The sequence below is a fragment of the Collinsella bouchesdurhonensis genome, assembly GCF_900155365.1.
Taxonomy (GTDB): Bacteria; Actinomycetota; Coriobacteriia; order Coriobacteriales; family Coriobacteriaceae; genus Collinsella; species Collinsella bouchesdurhonensis.
In genome coordinates, this window is record NZ_LT699743.1 from 264,751 (window position 1) to 282,060 (window position 17,310).

Sequence of the window (17,310 nt, forward strand, 5' to 3'; positions counted from 1 at the left end):
GCGCCGCAATGAAATGTTGCAATACCGTCGCAAAACTCGGCACGAATCGCTTTTCACCCAATCGGCTCGCACCGCCGTCCACCTTTTGCCCCCATACAAAGCCACCTCTCCAAAAGCCCCATGATAAAATCGGAGCAACGAACGCACGAGGAGGAACCGCTATGGCCGACGCTCTATCCTGCATGTTTCACGCCCTGCGCAACCATCTTTCGCGCACGCTCGCACTCGCTACGCTCTGCACCCTGGGGCTCGTCCTTGCCACAACGCCCGCTTTTGCCGATGACGTTATAACCACGATTGACATCTCTGGCAAAGGCTCCAACACCACCGTTACCATCGACAAGCCGGGCTCTTACCGCCTTTACGGCTCCAGCAGCACAACATGGGTTCACGTCAAAACGGGAAACGTCACTCTCTACCTTGCCGACGGCCTCAACATCAATCCCGGCATCTCGGCCAATACGGGCAAGACATGCCCTTCGATAAAGATTGAAAACACGGGCGGAACCGTCAACATCATCAGCGAGGCAAACGCCCAGGCAAAACTGTCGAGCTATCTTACGAGCCCCGCGATCCAAAAGGAGGGAACGCAAACCAAGCTTGTGTTCTCCACGGCCGATTCCGAACACCCGGGAACCATCAGCGCAACAGCAGCTTCTGGCAGCATGTCCGCCGGCATTGGCACTAACTACAAGCTCGTCTCCAATGGGGTCACCGGAAACATCGTCTTCAAAAGCGGCAAAGTAATCGCTCGAGGCGGAACCGACGCTGCTGGCATCGGCGGCGGTTCCGGCGGCAGTGTCGACGGGATCACGATTGAAGGCACCGCAAATATCGAAGCATATGGCAGCGCGGGCGGCGCGGGAATCGGATGCGGCTTTCACGGGACCATGCGAAACATCACCATCAGGGGCGGCAACGTCACGGCAAAGGGCGGCGATAGCGGTGCCGGAATCGGATGCGGTCGCGACGAGCAGGGCCTCACCCATGGCGCTATCACAATCGAGGGTGGAACCGTCAATGCCACGGGTGGAGGCTTTGGCGCAGGCATCGGTGGGTCGTTCCGCTCAAAGGTCAACAGCATTGTGATCAAAGGCGGAACCGTCAAGGCAATCGCCGGTGAATACGCCTGCGGCATCGGCAGTGGCGGCGGAACGGCCAACGAACACTGGTGCAAGTCGATTACCATATCCGGCGGAAACGTCACTGCTGTTGGCGGTGGAGCGAGCTCGTCTCACGCTGCCGCCATCGGCAATGAATGCAGGGCGACCGGACGCCAAACCATCACCATCACGGGCGGTATCGTCCGCGCCTACACGACCAGCGACCACGCCCACGCCATCGGCGGAGGCGGCACAAACGGCCCCGGGTCGTATCCGCATGTGGCGGTCGATATCAGCGGCGGAACCATCATTGCCAAAGGGGGTAGCAAAGCGAGCGCCTTCGGCTCCAATGGCAACGGATACAACACCCAAAAAGGCAAATACTTTGCAGCAACCATCACGGGAGGTTCCATCCTCTTTGCCGCGGGCGACTCCGTAACCAACCTGGGCACGTTTCAGGTAGACCCCACCGATGCCGCCCACAATAAGGTTTCACCCACAGCGGCAACCATGGGCACGCTGAAAAACAAACAGCTCGACCTTGGTAAATCCCAGGCAGTCGTCAAAGGTCTGAGCAGCAACTATGGCATGAACGATGTCACCGCGATAAGTCTTGATGACGAGTTTGGCAACGGCAAGAAAGAGGTGCTCTTTTGTCCCTGGCTGCCCACGGGGACAACGCTTGTACGCGTCGATGCAAGCGTGCAGTCACAAAGCGTTCCCTATACGGACTCCGCCGTGTCCGGAAAGACCGGAACGCTGTATCCAGCATGCAAGCTCACCCTCTCCCCGTATGGAACGGGAACAGACGGTCACGCCCTTGCCCTGTTCGGACAAGGTGTCGAGGCAATCCAGCCCGCCATCGTAACAGGGCAAGTTGTCGAGCGATACACGGCCTCACCCAACCCCTATAGCGAGCAGGTGATGGATGCCAGCGGGAAGCTCTCCCCAAACGTCACGGTAAACGACGCTCGCCTGACCGATGCGCAGGGCAACTGGATCTACAGCGGCGGCACCGATGGCTCGGGATCCTACGGCTCGTATACGCTGTATGCGCAGATGCGTCCGGTATCCTACACAGTCCATTTCGACGCCAACGCGCCTGCAGGCTCAAGCGCCGCGGCATCGGGTGCCGCGCCCGATGACATAGTCGCCAAATACGGCAAAACCTACAAAATTGGCGAGGGCTCTACGCTCTTTATTCCGGGATACACGCTCAGCGGTTGGAACACCGCTGCCGATGGGAGCGGCACTGTCTTTGCCCCCGGAGAGGCCGCGAGCAATCTTTCCGACACCGATGGCGCAACCGTCACGCTCTACGCCCAGTGGACACGCAAACCCTACACGATTCATTTCTAAGGCGGAGAGGGCGCTACCGGCCATATGGATGACGCGCTGTTCGACATCGACGTCGCAGGTCAGCTTCCCGCCAACCGCTTTAACAAGCCGGGATATACCTTTGCCGGCTGGGCACCCTCCGCATCTGTGGGCGGCGCGATCTCTGACGGTGCATGGGTCACGAATCTCTGTGCGAAAGACGTCGACGGCAATATCCTCCTCGACGCGAACGGCTCGCCCATGGGTCTAACCCTCACAGCTCGCTGGATTGACAACAGCGTCAGCGCGCATGACGTTGCCGTCACCGTCGGAATCGACAACAGTGCCGCAAAAGGCTTTGCGTCGAGGCTCACGCTCGTTGACGGAGAGACCTCCTTTGCCCCCTTCGAGGAGAAAACCGACGCATCGGGAGCAACATACTATGCGCTGAAGCGCGAAGGCGCGCTTCCCGCTGGCACGTACATGCTCATGCTCGACGGCAAAGACACGGGCAAAACCGTCGAAGTAGGCGATGACGCCGATGTCGCGTCCCTCAACCTCTACTCGCTTGCTACCAGCTGCGATAGCAAGCTTGCAGGAGTCGATGTACAGCCAAGCTGGCCCATCGCAGCGGGTACCGATACGGTGTACTTGGAGGAATCGTATGTGACTCTGGCGGCGCGTGGAACTGCGCGCGGCTACGCATTCGATCAATGGACCTCGCCCGACGGCACCGCGCACTTTGCCGAGAGCTCGTCCGAAACATCCAATCCGACCACGGTCTTTGTAGATAGGGCGCTCTCGATGTATGCCACCTCGCGCCCCATCGACTATTGCATTCGCTTTGACCCCAATGCAGACGACGCCACGGGTACCATGGAGGAACAGACACTCGCCTACGACACCGAAGCAGACCTCTTTACCTGTGATTTTGCACGCACGGGCTACGTCTTTGCCGGCTGGAATACAAAGCCGGACGGCAGCGGGGACACCTTTGCAGATGGCGCTACTGTCAAAAATCTCATGGATAGCGAGGGCACTTTGACGCTCTTCGCCCAGTGGAAACCCATCGCCTATTTCGTGCATTTCGATGGCAATCTTGCCGATGGTCCCGCCATGCAATCCGTCGAAGCAACCTACGGGCAAGCCTTCTACCTGCCCGAAAACACGTTTGTCTTCCACAACGACGGACTAGCAGATTCGACATTTATCGGTTGGAACACGCAACGCGACGGATCGGGCGATACCTATGAAGATGCACAGCAGGTCATAAATCTCTGCTCTGAACAGGGCGCCTCGATCACGCTCTACGCGCAGTGGCGCGATCCCGAGCCCACACCGACTCCTGCCCCTGAGCCCAAACCCAGCCCCGGCACGGACCAGAAAGTGCCCCAGCAATCAGACACCAAGAAGTCCAAAACCCGTCGCGGCGACAATTTGCCCGGGACCGGCGATGGCTTGCCCCTGTGGATAGCGATAGGTGTCCTTGGCGTCGCCGCAATCGCCCTTGGAGTCTTCTGTATGCGAAGGTGCGCTCGGTAAGACGCAAAGCAGGAGTCACGCCTGCAGCCGCGCTCACGGCCTCATCTGTATCCCCTTAGCACAAAAAGGAGCCCCGCATAAAGCGAGGCTCCTTTCCATCTACCTTGGTAACTCAGTTGAGATTACACGTAGAACAGGATGTCGTCGTAAGTCGGGACGGGCCAGTAATCGCGAGCCACAATCTCTTCCATGGCGTCGACAGCAGCGCGAAGCCTATCCATGGCGGGAACGACCTCGTGAGCATACTTGTTTGCCTGCTCCTGGCCGTCCAGTGCCTCGGCCTCCTTGTGCAGGGCGTCGAGCGCCTTGATGGAATCGTTGATCTCGGTGATGCCGTAGCAGAGCTTGTTAAGCGTGTTCTGCTCGCACTGCATGGCGGCATCGGCACCGGCTGCGCGGATAGCCTCAAGGCCCTTGGCGACCTTCGTCGCATAGGCGGTGATGACCGGACGATAGGTGCGGCGAGCCTCGCGAACCATCGTGGTAGCCTCGATGTTCATGAGCTTGTTGTACTTCTCGAGCTTGCAGTCGTAGCGGCACTGAGCCTCGGCCCTGGTAAGAACGCCCATCTCCTCGAAGAGCGCGATGTTCTTCTCGGCAACAAAGGCGGGCAGAGCGTCGGCCGTGGTCTTGTTGTTGGCCAGACCGCGCTTCTCGGCCTCAATGGGCCACTCGTCAGAATAGCCGTCGCCGGAGAAGAGAATGCGCTTGTGCTCGGTCAGAACCTTCTTGCAGTAATCAAGTGCAGCATCCTGGAACTTGTCCTCGGGCGTACCCTCAAGTGCGTCGGCAAAAGACTTGAGCGACTTGGCAACCGCGACGTCCAGCACCGTGTTGGGATCGGAAACGTTTTGCTCGGAACCGCAGGCACGGAACTCAAACTTGTTACCGGTGAAAGCGAACGGGGAGGTACGGTTGCGGTCGGTGTTGTCCTGCATGAGCTTGGGCAGCGTGTTGGCGCCCAGATCAAGCACGCCATGCGTGGCATGGATGGAAGCCTTGCCATCGGCGATTTTCTCGACGACCTCGGTAAGCTGGTCGCCCAGGAAGATGGAGACGATCGCCGGGGGCGCCTCGTTTGCGCCCAAACGGTGGTCGTTGCCAGCCGAGGCAACAGAGGCACGCAGCAGGTCCTGATAGTTATCGACAGCCTCGATCACCGCGGTGAGGAAGACGATGAACTGCAGGTTGTCGAGCGGGGTCTCACCCGGATCGAGCAGGTTCTCGGACTCGGTACCCAGCGACCAGTTGTTATGCTTGCCCGAGCCGTTGATACCCTCAAAGGGCTTCTCGTGCAGCAGGCACACCAGGTCGTGGCGGGAAGCGATGAGCTTCATCTTCTCCATCATCAGGAGATTCTGGTCGATCGCCTCGTTAACCTCGCCATAGACGGGAGCAAGCTCATGCTGGCAGGGAGCAACCTCGTTGTGCTTGGTCTTGGCCGGAATGCCCAGGGCCCATAGCTCGCTATCGAGGTCCTTCATGTAGGAAGAGACGGTGGGGCGAATAGCGCCAAAGTAGTGCTCCTCGAGCTCCTGGCCCTTGCAGGGGGTAGCACCAAAAAGCGTACGACCGGTGATGACCAGGTCCTTGCGCTTGCGATAGGCGTCCTTCTTGATCAGGAAGTACTCCTGCTCGTCACCGACGGAGGGAACGACCTTCTTGGGCTTCTTGCCAAAGAGGGCCAATACACGCTTGGACTCACGATCAAGAGCCGTCATGGAACGCAGAAGCGGAGTCTTCTTGTCAAGTGCCTCGCCGGTGTAGGAGCAGAAGGCCGTGGGGATACACAGAACCTCGTCCTTGATGAAAGCGGGGCTCGTGCAATCCCATGCGGTATAGCCACGGGCCTCGAAGGTCGCGCGCAGGCCGCCGTTGGGGAAGCTCGAAGCGTCGGGCTCGCCCTGAATCAGGTTCTTGCCCGTGAACTTGGTGATGGCGGTACCGTCGTGGTTGGGCTCGAGGAAGCTGTCGTGCTTCTCGGACGTAATGCCCGAGAGCGGCTGGAACCAGTGAGCGTAGTGCGTGGCGCCCTTGGAAATAGCCCAAACCTTCATGGCATGAGCAACAGCGTTAGCGACGTCCAGGTCCAACGGCTTGCCGTCCTCGATGGTGGCGGCGAGACGCTTGTAGATGTCCTTGGGAAGATACTCTTTCATCACATCTTCCGAGAACACCATGGTCCCGAAGCGGTCGGTAAGATCGGCCATGCGGAACTCCCTTCATGTTCACACCGGATTACAGCCGGCGTTTGTTACCAACGAACGATTCGTAGATTAGGCGCGACGTGTTTCGACGGCATTAACAAGACGTTGCCAGCCGAAAACCAACGTGTTGAGAATACCGCAGCTGCAGCTAAAACCCAACGTCAAACGATTTTTTCAGAAGATGGGAAAAGGGACGCGAAACATGCGCGCCTCCAACTCGCAACGTGCAGGAAATGCGCCTGTCACGAATCTGTAGCATGCCCGCTTTGCAATAGACAATACCTATGGTTAACAAATGAAACAGCTTGGATGCTATCGCCAATGCTTGCGGTAAAATTTCTGCCACACAACGGCGGACACGCCGCACCAACGCATCCCGGAGGTCCCATGAAGGTTGCCGACATCTTCTCATCTGCAAAGGCAACGGGCGCTCAGCCCATCTCGTTTGAAATGTTCCCGCCCAAAGGCGAGCTCACCCTCGAACACGCACGCGAGGTTGCCGAGCAGTTCCAAGACCTTCACCCCGATTTCGTGAGTGTCACCTACTCCGCCGGCGGCTCGGGCAACTCCGGCGCCACCGCAAAAATCGCCTCGATGCTCACGCACGACTTTGACATCGCGTCCGTCGCCCACCTGACGTGCATTTCCCTCACGCACGATGAGCTGCAACGTAAAATCGATGAGATGCGCCAGGCCGGCGTGGAAAACGTCCTTGCCCTGCGCGGGGATTTGCCCCAGGGAACCAACGCCTCCGATGCCGCACGCGCCGAATACCCTTACGCCAAAGACCTCATCCCCGCCCTTGTGGATGCCGGTTTTTGCGTAGGCGCAGCCGCTTACCCCGAGGGACATATCACCTGTGAGAACCTCGAGCTTTCCGTCGAACACCTCAAGCAAAAGCAAGATGCCGGAGCGAGCTTTTTTGTGACGCAGCTTTTCTTTGATAATGAATGCTTCTTCCGCTTTCGCGAGATGGCCGACCGCGCGGGAATCACGGTACCCATCACCGCAGGCATCATGCCGTTCATGAGTAAGCAGCAGATCAGCCGTATGGTCTTCATGTGCGGCGCGTCGCTGCCTTCTCCGGTCATCAAGCTTTTGGCCAAGTATGAGGACAACCCGGACGCCCTGCGCGAGGCTGGCATCGAGTACGCCTGCCGGCAGCTCGAGGGCCTGCGCGATGCCGGCGCCGACGGCCTGCACATCTACACCATGAACCGTCCTTCTGTTGCCCGCGCCGCAATCGAGGCCCTCAGAAAATAATGGATCTCCCGGCCTCTTTTGCAACACCCGCGCTTTATCGGCCCAACATCTCTGCGCGCCCCCGTGTGGACCGTGCGGAGATGTTGCGCTACCTAGGCTACGGCGGCCAAGAGATTGACCTCGACCTTGAGCGCCGAATCGTACGTTGCGTCGAAGAGCTCGAGCTCTCCATCGAGCCCAAGGGCGTGCGCCGCACCTTTTGCGTCGATGCCAGCGGCACCGATGACGATGGAATGCCCTGCATCCAACTCGTAGGTAGCGAGATTGTCCTCACCGGACGCGACATCTACCGGCATCTCAAAGACGCCGCCTTTTGCACGGTGCTTGCCTGCACGCTCGGCATGGATTGCGAACGCAAACTGCGCACTCTGGCAAGCCAGCAGGCACTTGACGCCGCTCTCTTTGATGCCGCGTGCTCCTCGTATATCGAAGCTTCCGTGGAGCAGATGGACCGCGATGTTCGCACGCAAGCAGCCAATGTGGGCCTGAGCGCAAACTGGCGCTTTAGCCCCGGCTACGGGGATTGCCCGCTCTCGGCCCAGCCAAGCATCCTCGCCGCGCTCAACGCAAGCCGCCTTTTGGGCCTTACCGCTACAACAACAAACCTGCTCATGCCCACCAAGAGCGTGACGGCGTTCATCGGCCTGTTCGATGGCCCGGTGCACGACGCCAATACGCGGCCCACCTGCAATATCTGCAGACTGCGCCCCAGCTGCGCCTTCCGTGCACGGGGCAAGACCTGCTATGGTGAGAAAACACGGTAGCCCACGCTATCTCACCTGTGCAGACGCCAACACCCCGATACCCGCCTTTGAAGATGCGAGGCTCATTCATGAAATACACGCTCAAAACCACCGACGCCAACGGTCATCCGCTCACCGCACCCATCGACAGCGCACGACGCGAAGGGGCGGCCTACGCGCCGCGAACGATTGAAACCTTGCGTTGCGACGATCACCTGCGTGCAGTGCTGCGCGGCGAGAAGCACCTGCTGTTCGACGGTGGCATGGGCACCATGCTGCAGGCGGCGGGCATGAAGGCGGGCGCCCTTCCGGAGCTCCTCAATTTTTCCGATCCCGATGTGATCACGGACATCCAGCGCCAGTACGTCGAGGCGGGATGCGACGTAATTACCTCCAATACCTTTGGCGCCAACGCGCACAAGCTCAACGGGGCAGCTAGCGTGGAAGACGTCTTTGCCTCCGCCGTCGTGTGTGCCCGCGCCGCCGGAGCGCGCTATGTGGCAGGCGACATCGGCCCCATCGGAGCCCTGCTGCGCCCCTTGGGCACCATGTCTTTCGATGAAGCCTACTTGCTGTTCAAAGAGGAGGTCGAAGCGGGCGTCAAGGCAGGCGTCGACCTTTTCATCATCGAGACCATGACCGACCTTGCCGAGACCAAGGCCGCTGTCCTTGCTGCCAAGGAAAACTCCGACCTGCCCATCTTTGCCACCATGACGTTCGAAGAGGATGGCCGTACGTTTTTGGGCACAAGCCCAGAGATCGCCGCTATCACCCTTGACGCCTTAGGAGCAGACGTCGTAGGCATCAACTGCAGTCAGGGGCCTGCCGACCTGCGCCCCTTTGCAAAGCGCATGCTCGACGTTACCGATAAGCCCGTGCTCGTACAGGCTAATGCCGGCCTGCCGCACGTAGACGATGAGGGCAACACCGTCTTTGACATCGCTGCGCCCGAATACGCCCATGCTGTCGCCGAAATGATCGAAGACGGCGTAGGCGTTGTGGGAGGATGCTGCGGCACCACGCCCGACCACATGCGCTTGCTCAAACAGCTCATCGAAGGGCACACGCCGCAGCTGCGCCATCACGACCCCTCCATGTACGTCACAAGCGCGCAGAGCTGCGTTACCCTTCCCGTCGCGGGCCATCGCATCGCCGTCATCGGCGAGCGCATCAATCCCACGGGCAAAAAGCGCCTGCAGCAAGCCCTGCGCGACGGCGACCTCGACTACGTGGTATCCCAGGGCATCAGCCAGCAGGAGCAGGGCGCCGATATCCTCGATGTCAACGTGGGCCTTCCCGAGATCGACGAGGTCAAGATGATCCAGGCGGCATGCGAACAGCTCCAAGGCTCCACGCTGTTGCCCCTGCAGATCGACTCGACCGACCCCACCGCCGTCGAGGCGGCAACGCGCCGCTATGCCGGAAAGCCCATCATCAACTCGGTCAACGGCAAGCGCCAGATCATGGACGAGATCTTGCCCATCGTAGCTCACTACGGCACCAACGTGATTGGTCTGGCGCTGGACGAGGACGGTATCGCCGAGACGGCCGAGAAGCGCTTTGCCATTGCCGAACGCATCGTAGATGAGTGCGAGCGTTACGGCATCGCCCGCGATCGTATTCTCATCGACTGCCTGGTCATGACCGCCTCCACCAATCAGGCTCAGGTAATCGAAATCCTGCGTGCCGTACGCATGGTCAAGGAGCGCCTGGGCGTGAAGTGCGCCCTCGGCGTTTCCAATGTGAGCTTTGGCCTTCCTGCGCGCCCGCTTTTGGGCTCGACCTTCCTGGCTGCCGCCTTCGGTGCCGGCCTTGACGCCCCCATCATGAATCCCGGATCCGCCCGCTTTATGGATGCTGTCCGCGCTTATCGCGTGATCAATGCCGAAGACGAGGGCTCGGTCGACTACATTGGCCGCTATGCCGAGTGGACCGATCCCTACAGGATCGCTGCCGACCCCGCCCTTGCACTGGCACCGGGAACAGCCGCCGTGCCTACCGCGGCCGCAGATTCCCCGGCAAACGAGGACCCCATCGCTCGCTTGGTCATTAGCGGACGCAAGGGAGAAATTGCCGCCACGACCAAGGAACTCCTCAAAACAATTCCTGCCATGCAGCTCATCAACGACCACTTCATCCCCGCGCTCGACGAAGTTGGCGTCCTGTTTGACCAGGGAAAGTTTTTCCTACCGCAGCTAATGGCATCGGCAGAAGCGGCACGCGTGGGCTTTGACACCATCAAGGCGGCCATGCCCGCTGGCGAAATTGCCGACAAAGGCAAGATCTGCGTCGCCACCGTCAAGGGCGACATCCACGACATCGGAAAAAATATCGTCAAGATGCTCCTCGACAACTACGGCTACACCGTCTTTGACCTGGGCCGCGACGTAGACCCGCAAGCCGTACTCGACGCAGTGCGCGAACGTGACATCAAACTCGTGGGCCTCTCGGCTCTCATGACCACCACAGTCACCAGCATGGAGGAGACCATCCGCCTGCTGCATGCCGAGGTACCCGGCGTCAAAATTATCGTAGGCGGCGCTGTCCTCACCCCCGAGTATGCCAAGCAAATCGGCGCCGATTACTATGCTAAGGACGCCGCCGAATCCGCACGCATCGCCGAAGAGGTCTTTGGCGGCTAGATCCAAAACACCAGAACAGCGCCGCAGGATTTGTCCCCGTTTTTTGACAAATGGGTAACGAGAACGACACCCTATCGCCGTGCACAGGTAAAGCACGGTAGAATAGTGCCCGCAAGCTGGACTCAAGCATAAGGAGCGCGCATGGCGATCACGCCTCAAGAAATCGCAGAGACCCGCGGCATGGTCGCGGAGCAAAACCTCGACATCCGCACCATCACCATGGGCATCTCCCTTATGGGATGTGCCGACGAGAACCTCGATCGCATGTGCACCAAGGTCTATGACCACGTGACCAGCACTGCCGAGAATCTCGTACAGACCGCCGAGGATCTTGAGCGCGAATATGGCATCCCCATCGTTAACAAGCGTGTCTCCGTCACGCCCGTGGCAAAGATCGCCGCATGCTGCAAGGACGAGGACCTCACCCCCATCGCCCACGCACTCGACCGCGCCGCTGAGACACTCGGCATCGACTACTTGGGCGGCTTTTCCGCCGTTGTCCAGAAGGGCATCGGTGACGCCGACCGTCGTTTGATTCAATCCATCCCCGAGGCGCTCGCCGGCACGAGCCGCGTTTGCTCCTCCATGAACGTGGCAAGCCTGCGCGCAGGCATCAATATGGATGCCGTACTCATGGCAGCTCATACCATCATTGACTCGGCCAAGCTCACCGCCGACCACGAGTCCGTAGGCGCCTCCAAGTTCGTCTGCTTTGCCAACATGGTGGAGGATTCGCCCTTTATGGCAGGTGCTGTGCACGGTGGCGGCGAGGCAGATGCCGTCATCAACGTTGGCGTCTCCGGCCCTGGCGTCATGGCAGCCGCACTGGAGAAGCTTCCCGACACCGCCTCTATGATGGAAGTTGCCGAGAAGATCAAGCAGACCGCTTTTAAGATCACGCGCGCCGGAGAGCTTATGAGCCGCGAGGCTTCCCGCCGCCTGGGCGTGGAAAAGGGCATCGTGGACCTTTCCCTTGCCCCCACCCCCGCCGTAGGCGACTCCGTTGCCCGCATTCTCGAGATCATCGGCGTGGGCACCTGTGGCGGCCCCGGCCCCACATGCGCCCTCCCCATGCTGAACGATGCCGTCAAGAAGGGCGGCGTTATGGCCAGCTCCAGCGTCGGCGGCCTTTCGGGCGCCTTCATCCCCGTCTCCGAAGATGCGGGCATGATCGCCGCCGTCGAGGCAGGCGCCCTCTCGCTCGAGAAGCTTGAGGCCATGACCTGCGTCTGCTCTGTCGGCCTTGACATGATCGCCGTTCCCGGCGACACCTCCGTCGAGACCATCGCCGGCATCATCGCCGACGAGATGGCAATCGGTGTCATCAACAATAAGACCACGGCCGTCCGTATCATCCCTGCCATCGGCAAGAGCCTGGGTGAGTGCGTGGACTACGGTGGACTGTTCGGCCGCGCGCCCATCATGCCCGTCAATCCGAACGCGGGCACGGTTCTTGCGCATCGCGGTGGCCGCTTCCCCGCTCCGCTCAATTCGCTCAAGAACTAGCGCATCCTGTTTGATGTGTGTTACGGGCCGGTTGGACTCAGCGCCAACCGGCCCGTTTGCTATTGTTTGGGGCTACGTACCAGTCACCCCGCAGCAGAAAGGCTGTACATGAAGAAGTTTTTTAAGACCTTTGGCGGCGTGCTCATGGGCATCGTCGTTGTCTTTGGCATCCTTTCCGTACTGTGCAGCACGCTCCTTGCGGGAACCCCGTTGGCATCCACCCTCCAGCATCTTGGGGGAGGTGCCGGAGCTACCGCCGCCAACGTCGCGCTCGATGCTTCGGGAATCAAAGGAAAACTCGACAGCGAGCTTCGCTCTCACGCTGGCGACATCGCCGCCGCGACCGGTCTTTCCGAAGGTCAAGTCGAAGATATCATCAACCAAATTGACATCTCTTCTTGGAGCGTCACGACGCTTCCCGCCGATGCCACCGTAGCGGGTAGTTTTCAGACCTCGTATCAAGGCACAAACGTCACGGTCACAACCTACACAGACCCATCGTATGTCTCCATCAGCCCCTGGGGTCAGACCATTACGCTTGCCGTGCCCGAGAGCTCGCAAAACTACGTTTCCTACCTCTCGTATCTTTAGAGCAGCTACGCTCAAAGCTCGATATTCTTCATCGTTCCATCCCGCAGTTCGAGCTCTAAGACGCCTTTGGAAAGGCTGGCCTTCTGCACGCAGCCGTCTCCTCGAACAAGCTCGAACGGCACGCAGCCGTCGCCTAAAGCAAGACTTGTCACGTGATAATCTGCATCGGTTGTCGATATGGCATATACCGCACCCGAGTACTCAATGACGCCTACCGGGGAACCGTCCATCTCGCAAAGGTCGCTCGACTCGTCTTCGGAGCCCTGGGCGCGTCGCTGAAGGACGCATCCATCGCCTGTTGCAGATAAACGGTAAACAAATCCACCGTACTCGATGCTCTTTTTTGCGGTGCCCTCAGAAGAGCGGACCACCGCAACCTCCGCCTCTCCGGCAGCCGCACCATCACGGTGATGGGCTACGCCCGTCAGGGCGCCACCGATCAGATATACAACAACAAGCGCCAGCCCGATTCCCACCAGTGCCGCCGCGAACGAAACAGCACGGCTTGAGCGCTCGACAGCACCGTTCGATATCGCGCGACGCGTACCCGCAGCTGCAGCACGCAGGCGTTCTCGCTCCACCGGCCTGGCATGAGCCGCCCTCTTGGCGGCATCAAGCGCATTGACGGGCATACGGACATGGGACATGCGCCCATCGCTCGCGCGGCCATCCCTCCGCTTGGTCTCCATCGCCATCCGCGCTCCTCTCCAAGGCATACTGCAATTGTGTATGCACAGGTTTTCGCCCCTATGCAGACCTGCGGTACGTTATCGTATTGCACGGAATACAGAGTAGCAGCAGAAAGTGAGCTTTCCATGGCCCTCACCGGTAAACAGGTTCGCCAGCTCCGCGCCCTGGCGCATCACCTCAATCCCGTCGTCAACGTTGGCCGCGGGGACATCAACGACGGCGTCGTCGCGCAGACGGAAGAGTGCCTCGAAGCACACGAGCTTATCAAATGCAATGTCCAGGACGGCAGCGATCTTACGGCACGCGAAGCCGCCAACGAGCTCGCAGAGCGCTGCGGCGCCGACGTGGTCCAGGTCATTGGCCACCGTTTTTCGCTCTATCGCATGAGCTCGCGCAAAGACGCCGACCACATCAAGCTCGACTAACGCGTACGCGTACGCTTTTGCTCAAGCGCGCTCCCCCACCTGGAGGAGCGCGCTTTTTCATATTACCCAGGCGCTCACAGCATGACAGGGGCCTTGGACCTTCCAATGATCTGCTCATAGGCGATGCGCGTCTTTTCCTCGGGAAGCGCATGCACTTCATGCTCCAGATAGTGCAGGTGGCTGTTATAGAGCTCGACCACTTCACGCCGACGTCCGCATAAGTCAAAGACGGCCATGGCGCGTCTAATCACGTCTTCGCGTGTCGCTTCTTGTCTCAAGGCCGCCTCGACAAGCCAAGTAGCCGATGCCGTGTTCCCAGCCTCGACAGACAAATCAATCCCGCGAATCATGCAGTCGATAAACTTGGACTGATACATGCGACGCAGTTGAACAAAGAACTGCGTATTGCCAATGCTCGGGATAAAAAGCGGACCCGCATATACCTCCTCGAGCTTTAAACAATCGTCGATAACTTCCTGTGCGCTCCTACCCGTCTTGCGCAGCAAGACCTCACGCGCCAACGCGTCAAAACGACGAATATCAGACGTAACATAATCACCGTTGAAGGATATGGCATCGGCCTGCGTTACCACATACTGAGGACCGTCCTTCCGCTGACTCAATGCACTCCGCAGGGAGGAGAGCGCAGTATAGAGACTCTTGCGCGCATGGGCATAATCCATCTCCGGCCACATCTCCTCAGAAATCACCCGACGGTCCACAAAGGTATCGATCGAAAGCACGAGGCGCGCAGCAAGCGCACTTGCCTTCTTGCGCTTCCAAACTTCATCGGTCAGGGTATGGCCGTTGCGCAACACGTGAAAGCCGCCAAAGAGGTTGATAGTTACCTGCCCCACATCGGGAGTCCCCAAATAGAGCATCGTCTCATATGACTCCACCTCCTTTGCCTCATCGATGACGCCTCGATACTGCGAGGGGTGCCGGAGCGGAACTAGACGGCGCGCCGAATCGGATCTATCCCCCAGCACTGACATAGCAAGACAAGCACGCGTTGCAAAAGAGGAATCCAGTAATACGGACCGATGCATCGAAAACCATGCCGAAAGCTCCGCATCAAAACGTGCGGCCGAAAGATGCAACGCCGTAGACCACGCCCAAGCCGGATCTTTGGCCTGCGTCGCAAGATCTAAAAGATCTGCCTGTTCGCGAACGGTTATCATCGAGGCATCCCTTAGCTGAGCGCTTTGCACCAGCAAATGAGCCCAACCGCGCAGAAAGATATTCGACTTGTCTGCGAGCTTCTCCACTTGCTGCCCACGAAACTGCGCATTCATCACCTGCCCCAACGTCAATGCCTGCCAGCCTTCCGCCGCAAGGCAAAACAGCTGAGTTGGCAAATCGGATTGCCGAACCGCCATCGTATTGGCATCGATAAATGCCCGCTCGTCGGCAATCGGCTCGAGACGCATCAGGTGTCCCACCGCCTGTGCCATACGCACTCGCGCGGCACAAGGCAAAAGCCTGCGCTCGAGAAGCACATCGCGCAAGCCGCTTAAGCGAGACATCGCCTCGCTGAGGTCTTCCGGGCGGCCGCAAAAGGCTTGCTTGAGCACCTCCACCGTAGATTCGAGAATCTCCAGCAAATCGACCCCGTTGCATCTTCTGTTTTGCGGCAAAGGCTCTGGAGCACTATAGGCAGCGATGTTTCCGTCGCCTGCCATAAGACGGTCATAGGCGGCAATACAAGCCTCCAACCGATCAGCATGCGACGACCTTGCGCCTCTGCAAAAATGCTCCGAAAGCGTCGGAAGCGATATTCCCGCGCACGAATCCCACAGAGCCACAAACGCACAGGCACATGCCCACTCCGTTGGGTCGACATCGCGTTCCATATCGTAGGCGCGCTTCCTCAGCTCGAGTGCCGCAGCGCGAGCAAGACGAAGGTCACCAAGCGTCAACGCCGCAAGACATGCCGCAAGCAGAGCACCGGCTTCAAGCGGCTCCTCTGTAGAGGCTTCATGCCGGCCCAGCAATCGGCTAATAAACAAGCCATGGCCACTCAGAACAAATCCGGTAGGGCGCATCGCAAGCAAGGCGATGGCGTCATTATCCTCCAGCACGTTCTCGCACAGCTCAACCGCATCGTCAAAGCGGGAGGCCTTAACGAGCATTCGACCGGCATGGCTAACGATTTGACTCGAAAGCCGAGCGACCATTTGCTGAAGCGAGCGCTTGATCTGTGCGCCCAACCCCAAGCACTTAAACTCGCCGGTATTGACCGCAAATCCAAACACAGGCCAATCGCGCGAAAGCTGCAACAACACGTTCGGCTTCACGCGCACCCCGCACGCCTCAAGATCGGCCATCGTTCCCGATCCCATCGCCAACATAAAGCAAACGATCCTGAGCAAGCCATCGCGCGCCTGCTGCAAGTTGTTGAGAATCGCTTGATAAATCCCAAGGATACCCGCGTTAAGAGCAGATCCATCTGCCTCTTGTGAGCTGATACTTTGCAGCATGGCAATAAGAGCTGGGACACCTTGTGTCAGATGATAGACATCAAGCGAGGCCGAGATTGAGTATAAGCGCGCCCACTGAGCGTATTCTCGCGGCTGGACCAGCAAGGATCGAGCGGGAATGAGCGAGCTCTCCCCCACCGCCTTGACGAATTCATGGTTGGTGGGAAGGCAGGAGACAACGATCTCGAAGCCCTGATCGCGCAAATCAAATAGCGTATCAACCACACGTTGCAGCCCCGCCTTTCCAAAGCGAGGCATGTTGTCCACAATCACAACGGGCGAAGCGGTTGGCGCGATATCGCGCTGCAGACGTCGCAAACGCTCCCCAAGCTCAGCGGGACGCATTCCCTGTGCATCGATAAGGCCCACGTCGCCGCGCGTCATATCTTCTTTAATACTGTCCGCGTATTGAAGAAGGAGTGCGGTTTTACCAAACCCCGCCGGTGCGCTTACTACGGCCATGCCGCCATCGCGGCATTTGCGCACAAGATCTTGCACCAATCTGTCTCTGCGCGCAGAAAATCCAGCTGGCACTCGATAGAACTCTCTCGTATCCGATTCGCCCTTTAAGTCCCCCACATACGTTTTGCCAACATTCACTGCATCCCCCACTCTCGCGCAATGTGAGCCTTGTCGATTCAAGATACGAGCTGGTTGCCAGAGGGGCATAGTAAATTCGGCGAAGAAATCTTGTTTGTTAGATTTGAGGGGAGATATATAGCATATCTTCCCCTATTTCGCGATACTTACCGTCAACTTCTCAAGGCATATGTATTTACCTGCTAAAACTCTGGAATCTGT

The 17,310-nt window shown here is 59.0% G+C and carries 11 protein-coding genes; 8 read left to right on the forward strand and 3 right to left on the reverse strand.

Annotated features, from left to right (window positions below; translation table 11 throughout):
• The first annotated feature begins 161 nt into the window (after positions 1 to 161).
• On the forward strand, positions 162 to 2,462 hold the full coding sequence (locus BQ9843_RS07530; protein ID WP_075844510.1) for an autotransporter outer membrane beta-barrel domain-containing protein: 2,301 nt from the start codon (positions 162 to 164) through the stop codon (positions 2,460 to 2,462).
• Positions 2,463 to 2,486: 24 nt separating this feature from the next.
• Positions 2,487 to 3,962 carry an InlB B-repeat-containing protein gene (locus BQ9843_RS07535; RefSeq protein WP_075844512.1) on the forward strand — a complete coding sequence of 492 codons (1,476 nt, stop codon included), beginning with the start codon at positions 2,487 to 2,489 and terminating at the stop codon, positions 3,960 to 3,962.
• A gap of 122 nt (positions 3,963 to 4,084) precedes the next feature.
• Here BQ9843_RS07535 and BQ9843_RS07540 read toward each other — a convergent pair whose 3' ends face one another.
• On the reverse strand, positions 4,085 to 6,172 hold the full coding sequence (locus BQ9843_RS07540; protein ID WP_075844513.1) for a glutamine synthetase III family protein: 2,088 nt from the start codon (positions 6,170 to 6,172) through the stop codon (positions 4,085 to 4,087).
• A gap of 384 nt (positions 6,173 to 6,556) precedes the next feature.
• Here BQ9843_RS07540 and BQ9843_RS07545 point away from each other — a divergent pair, with 384 nt between their 5' ends.
• From BQ9843_RS07545 to BQ9843_RS07565, 5 genes are all read left to right on the forward strand, one after another.
• On the forward strand, positions 6,557 to 7,432 hold the full coding sequence (locus BQ9843_RS07545) for a methylenetetrahydrofolate reductase (RefSeq protein ID WP_075844514.1): 876 nt from the start codon (positions 6,557 to 6,559) through the stop codon (positions 7,430 to 7,432).
• An 80-nt stretch (positions 7,433 to 7,512) separates the two neighbouring features.
• Positions 7,513 to 8,196: a hypothetical protein gene (locus BQ9843_RS07550; RefSeq protein ID WP_230205638.1), complete on the forward strand. Its 684-nt coding sequence runs from the start codon at positions 7,513 to 7,515 to the stop codon at positions 8,194 to 8,196.
• 68 nt (positions 8,197 to 8,264) lie between these two features.
• The gene (locus tag BQ9843_RS07555; RefSeq protein ID WP_083647999.1) at positions 8,265 to 10,817 is read left to right on the forward strand and encodes a homocysteine S-methyltransferase family protein; all 2,553 of its coding nucleotides are present in this window, start codon (positions 8,265 to 8,267) and stop codon (positions 10,815 to 10,817) included.
• 141 nt (positions 10,818 to 10,958) lie between these two features.
• Positions 10,959 to 12,323 carry a PFL family protein gene (locus BQ9843_RS07560; RefSeq protein ID WP_075844518.1) on the forward strand — a complete coding sequence of 455 codons (1,365 nt, stop codon included), beginning with the start codon at positions 10,959 to 10,961 and terminating at the stop codon, positions 12,321 to 12,323.
• A gap of 108 nt (positions 12,324 to 12,431) precedes the next feature.
• Complete coding sequence (locus BQ9843_RS07565) at positions 12,432 to 12,914, forward strand: hypothetical protein (RefSeq protein WP_075844519.1); 483 nt, start codon at positions 12,432 to 12,434, stop codon at positions 12,912 to 12,914.
• 11 nt (positions 12,915 to 12,925) lie between these two features.
• On the opposite strand, the gene BQ9843_RS07570 is transcribed toward BQ9843_RS07565, so the two are convergent.
• A complete protein-coding gene (locus tag BQ9843_RS07570; RefSeq protein WP_075844521.1) occupies positions 12,926 to 13,609 on the reverse strand; it encodes a hypothetical protein in 684 nt (227 codons plus the stop codon).
• Between the two features lie 120 nt (positions 13,610 to 13,729).
• Here BQ9843_RS07570 and yhbY point away from each other — a divergent pair, with 120 nt between their 5' ends.
• Positions 13,730 to 14,029, forward strand: coding sequence for a ribosome assembly RNA-binding protein YhbY (gene yhbY / locus BQ9843_RS07575; protein ID WP_075844523.1), 300 nt, complete (start codon positions 13,730 to 13,732; stop codon positions 14,027 to 14,029).
• Positions 14,030 to 14,103: 74 nt separating this feature from the next.
• Here yhbY and BQ9843_RS07580 read toward each other — a convergent pair whose 3' ends face one another.
• The gene (locus tag BQ9843_RS07580) at positions 14,104 to 16,893 is read right to left on the reverse strand and encodes an AfsR/SARP family transcriptional regulator (protein ID WP_075844524.1); all 2,790 of its coding nucleotides are present in this window, start codon (positions 16,891 to 16,893) and stop codon (positions 14,104 to 14,106) included.
• Positions 16,894 to 17,310 lie beyond the last annotated feature (417 nt).

Bases quoted from the DNA above. Each gene is read 5' to 3' on its own strand.
- BQ9843_RS07530 (WP_075844510.1), top strand. From the start codon at position 162: ATGGCCGACGCTCTATCCTGCATGTTTCACGCCCTGCGCAACCATCTT.
- BQ9843_RS07535 (WP_075844512.1), top strand. From the start codon at position 2,487: ATGGATGACGCGCTGTTCGACATCGACGTCGCAGGTCAGCTTCCCGCC.
- BQ9843_RS07540 (WP_075844513.1), bottom strand. From the start codon at position 6,172: ATGGCCGATCTTACCGACCGCTTCGGGACCATGGTGTTCTCGGAAGAT.
- BQ9843_RS07545 (WP_075844514.1), top strand. From the start codon at position 6,557: ATGAAGGTTGCCGACATCTTCTCATCTGCAAAGGCAACGGGCGCTCAG.
- BQ9843_RS07550 (WP_230205638.1), top strand. From the start codon at position 7,513: ATGTTGCGCTACCTAGGCTACGGCGGCCAAGAGATTGACCTCGACCTT.
- BQ9843_RS07555 (WP_083647999.1), top strand. From the start codon at position 8,265: ATGAAATACACGCTCAAAACCACCGACGCCAACGGTCATCCGCTCACC.
- BQ9843_RS07560 (WP_075844518.1), top strand. From the start codon at position 10,959: ATGGCGATCACGCCTCAAGAAATCGCAGAGACCCGCGGCATGGTCGCG.
- BQ9843_RS07565 (WP_075844519.1), top strand. From the start codon at position 12,432: ATGAAGAAGTTTTTTAAGACCTTTGGCGGCGTGCTCATGGGCATCGTC.
- BQ9843_RS07570 (WP_075844521.1), bottom strand. From the start codon at position 13,609: ATGGCGATGGAGACCAAGCGGAGGGATGGCCGCGCGAGCGATGGGCGC.
- yhbY (WP_075844523.1), top strand. From the start codon at position 13,730: ATGGCCCTCACCGGTAAACAGGTTCGCCAGCTCCGCGCCCTGGCGCAT.
- BQ9843_RS07580 (WP_075844524.1), bottom strand. From the start codon at position 16,893: ATGACGCGCGGCGACGTGGGCCTTATCGATGCACAGGGAATGCGTCCC.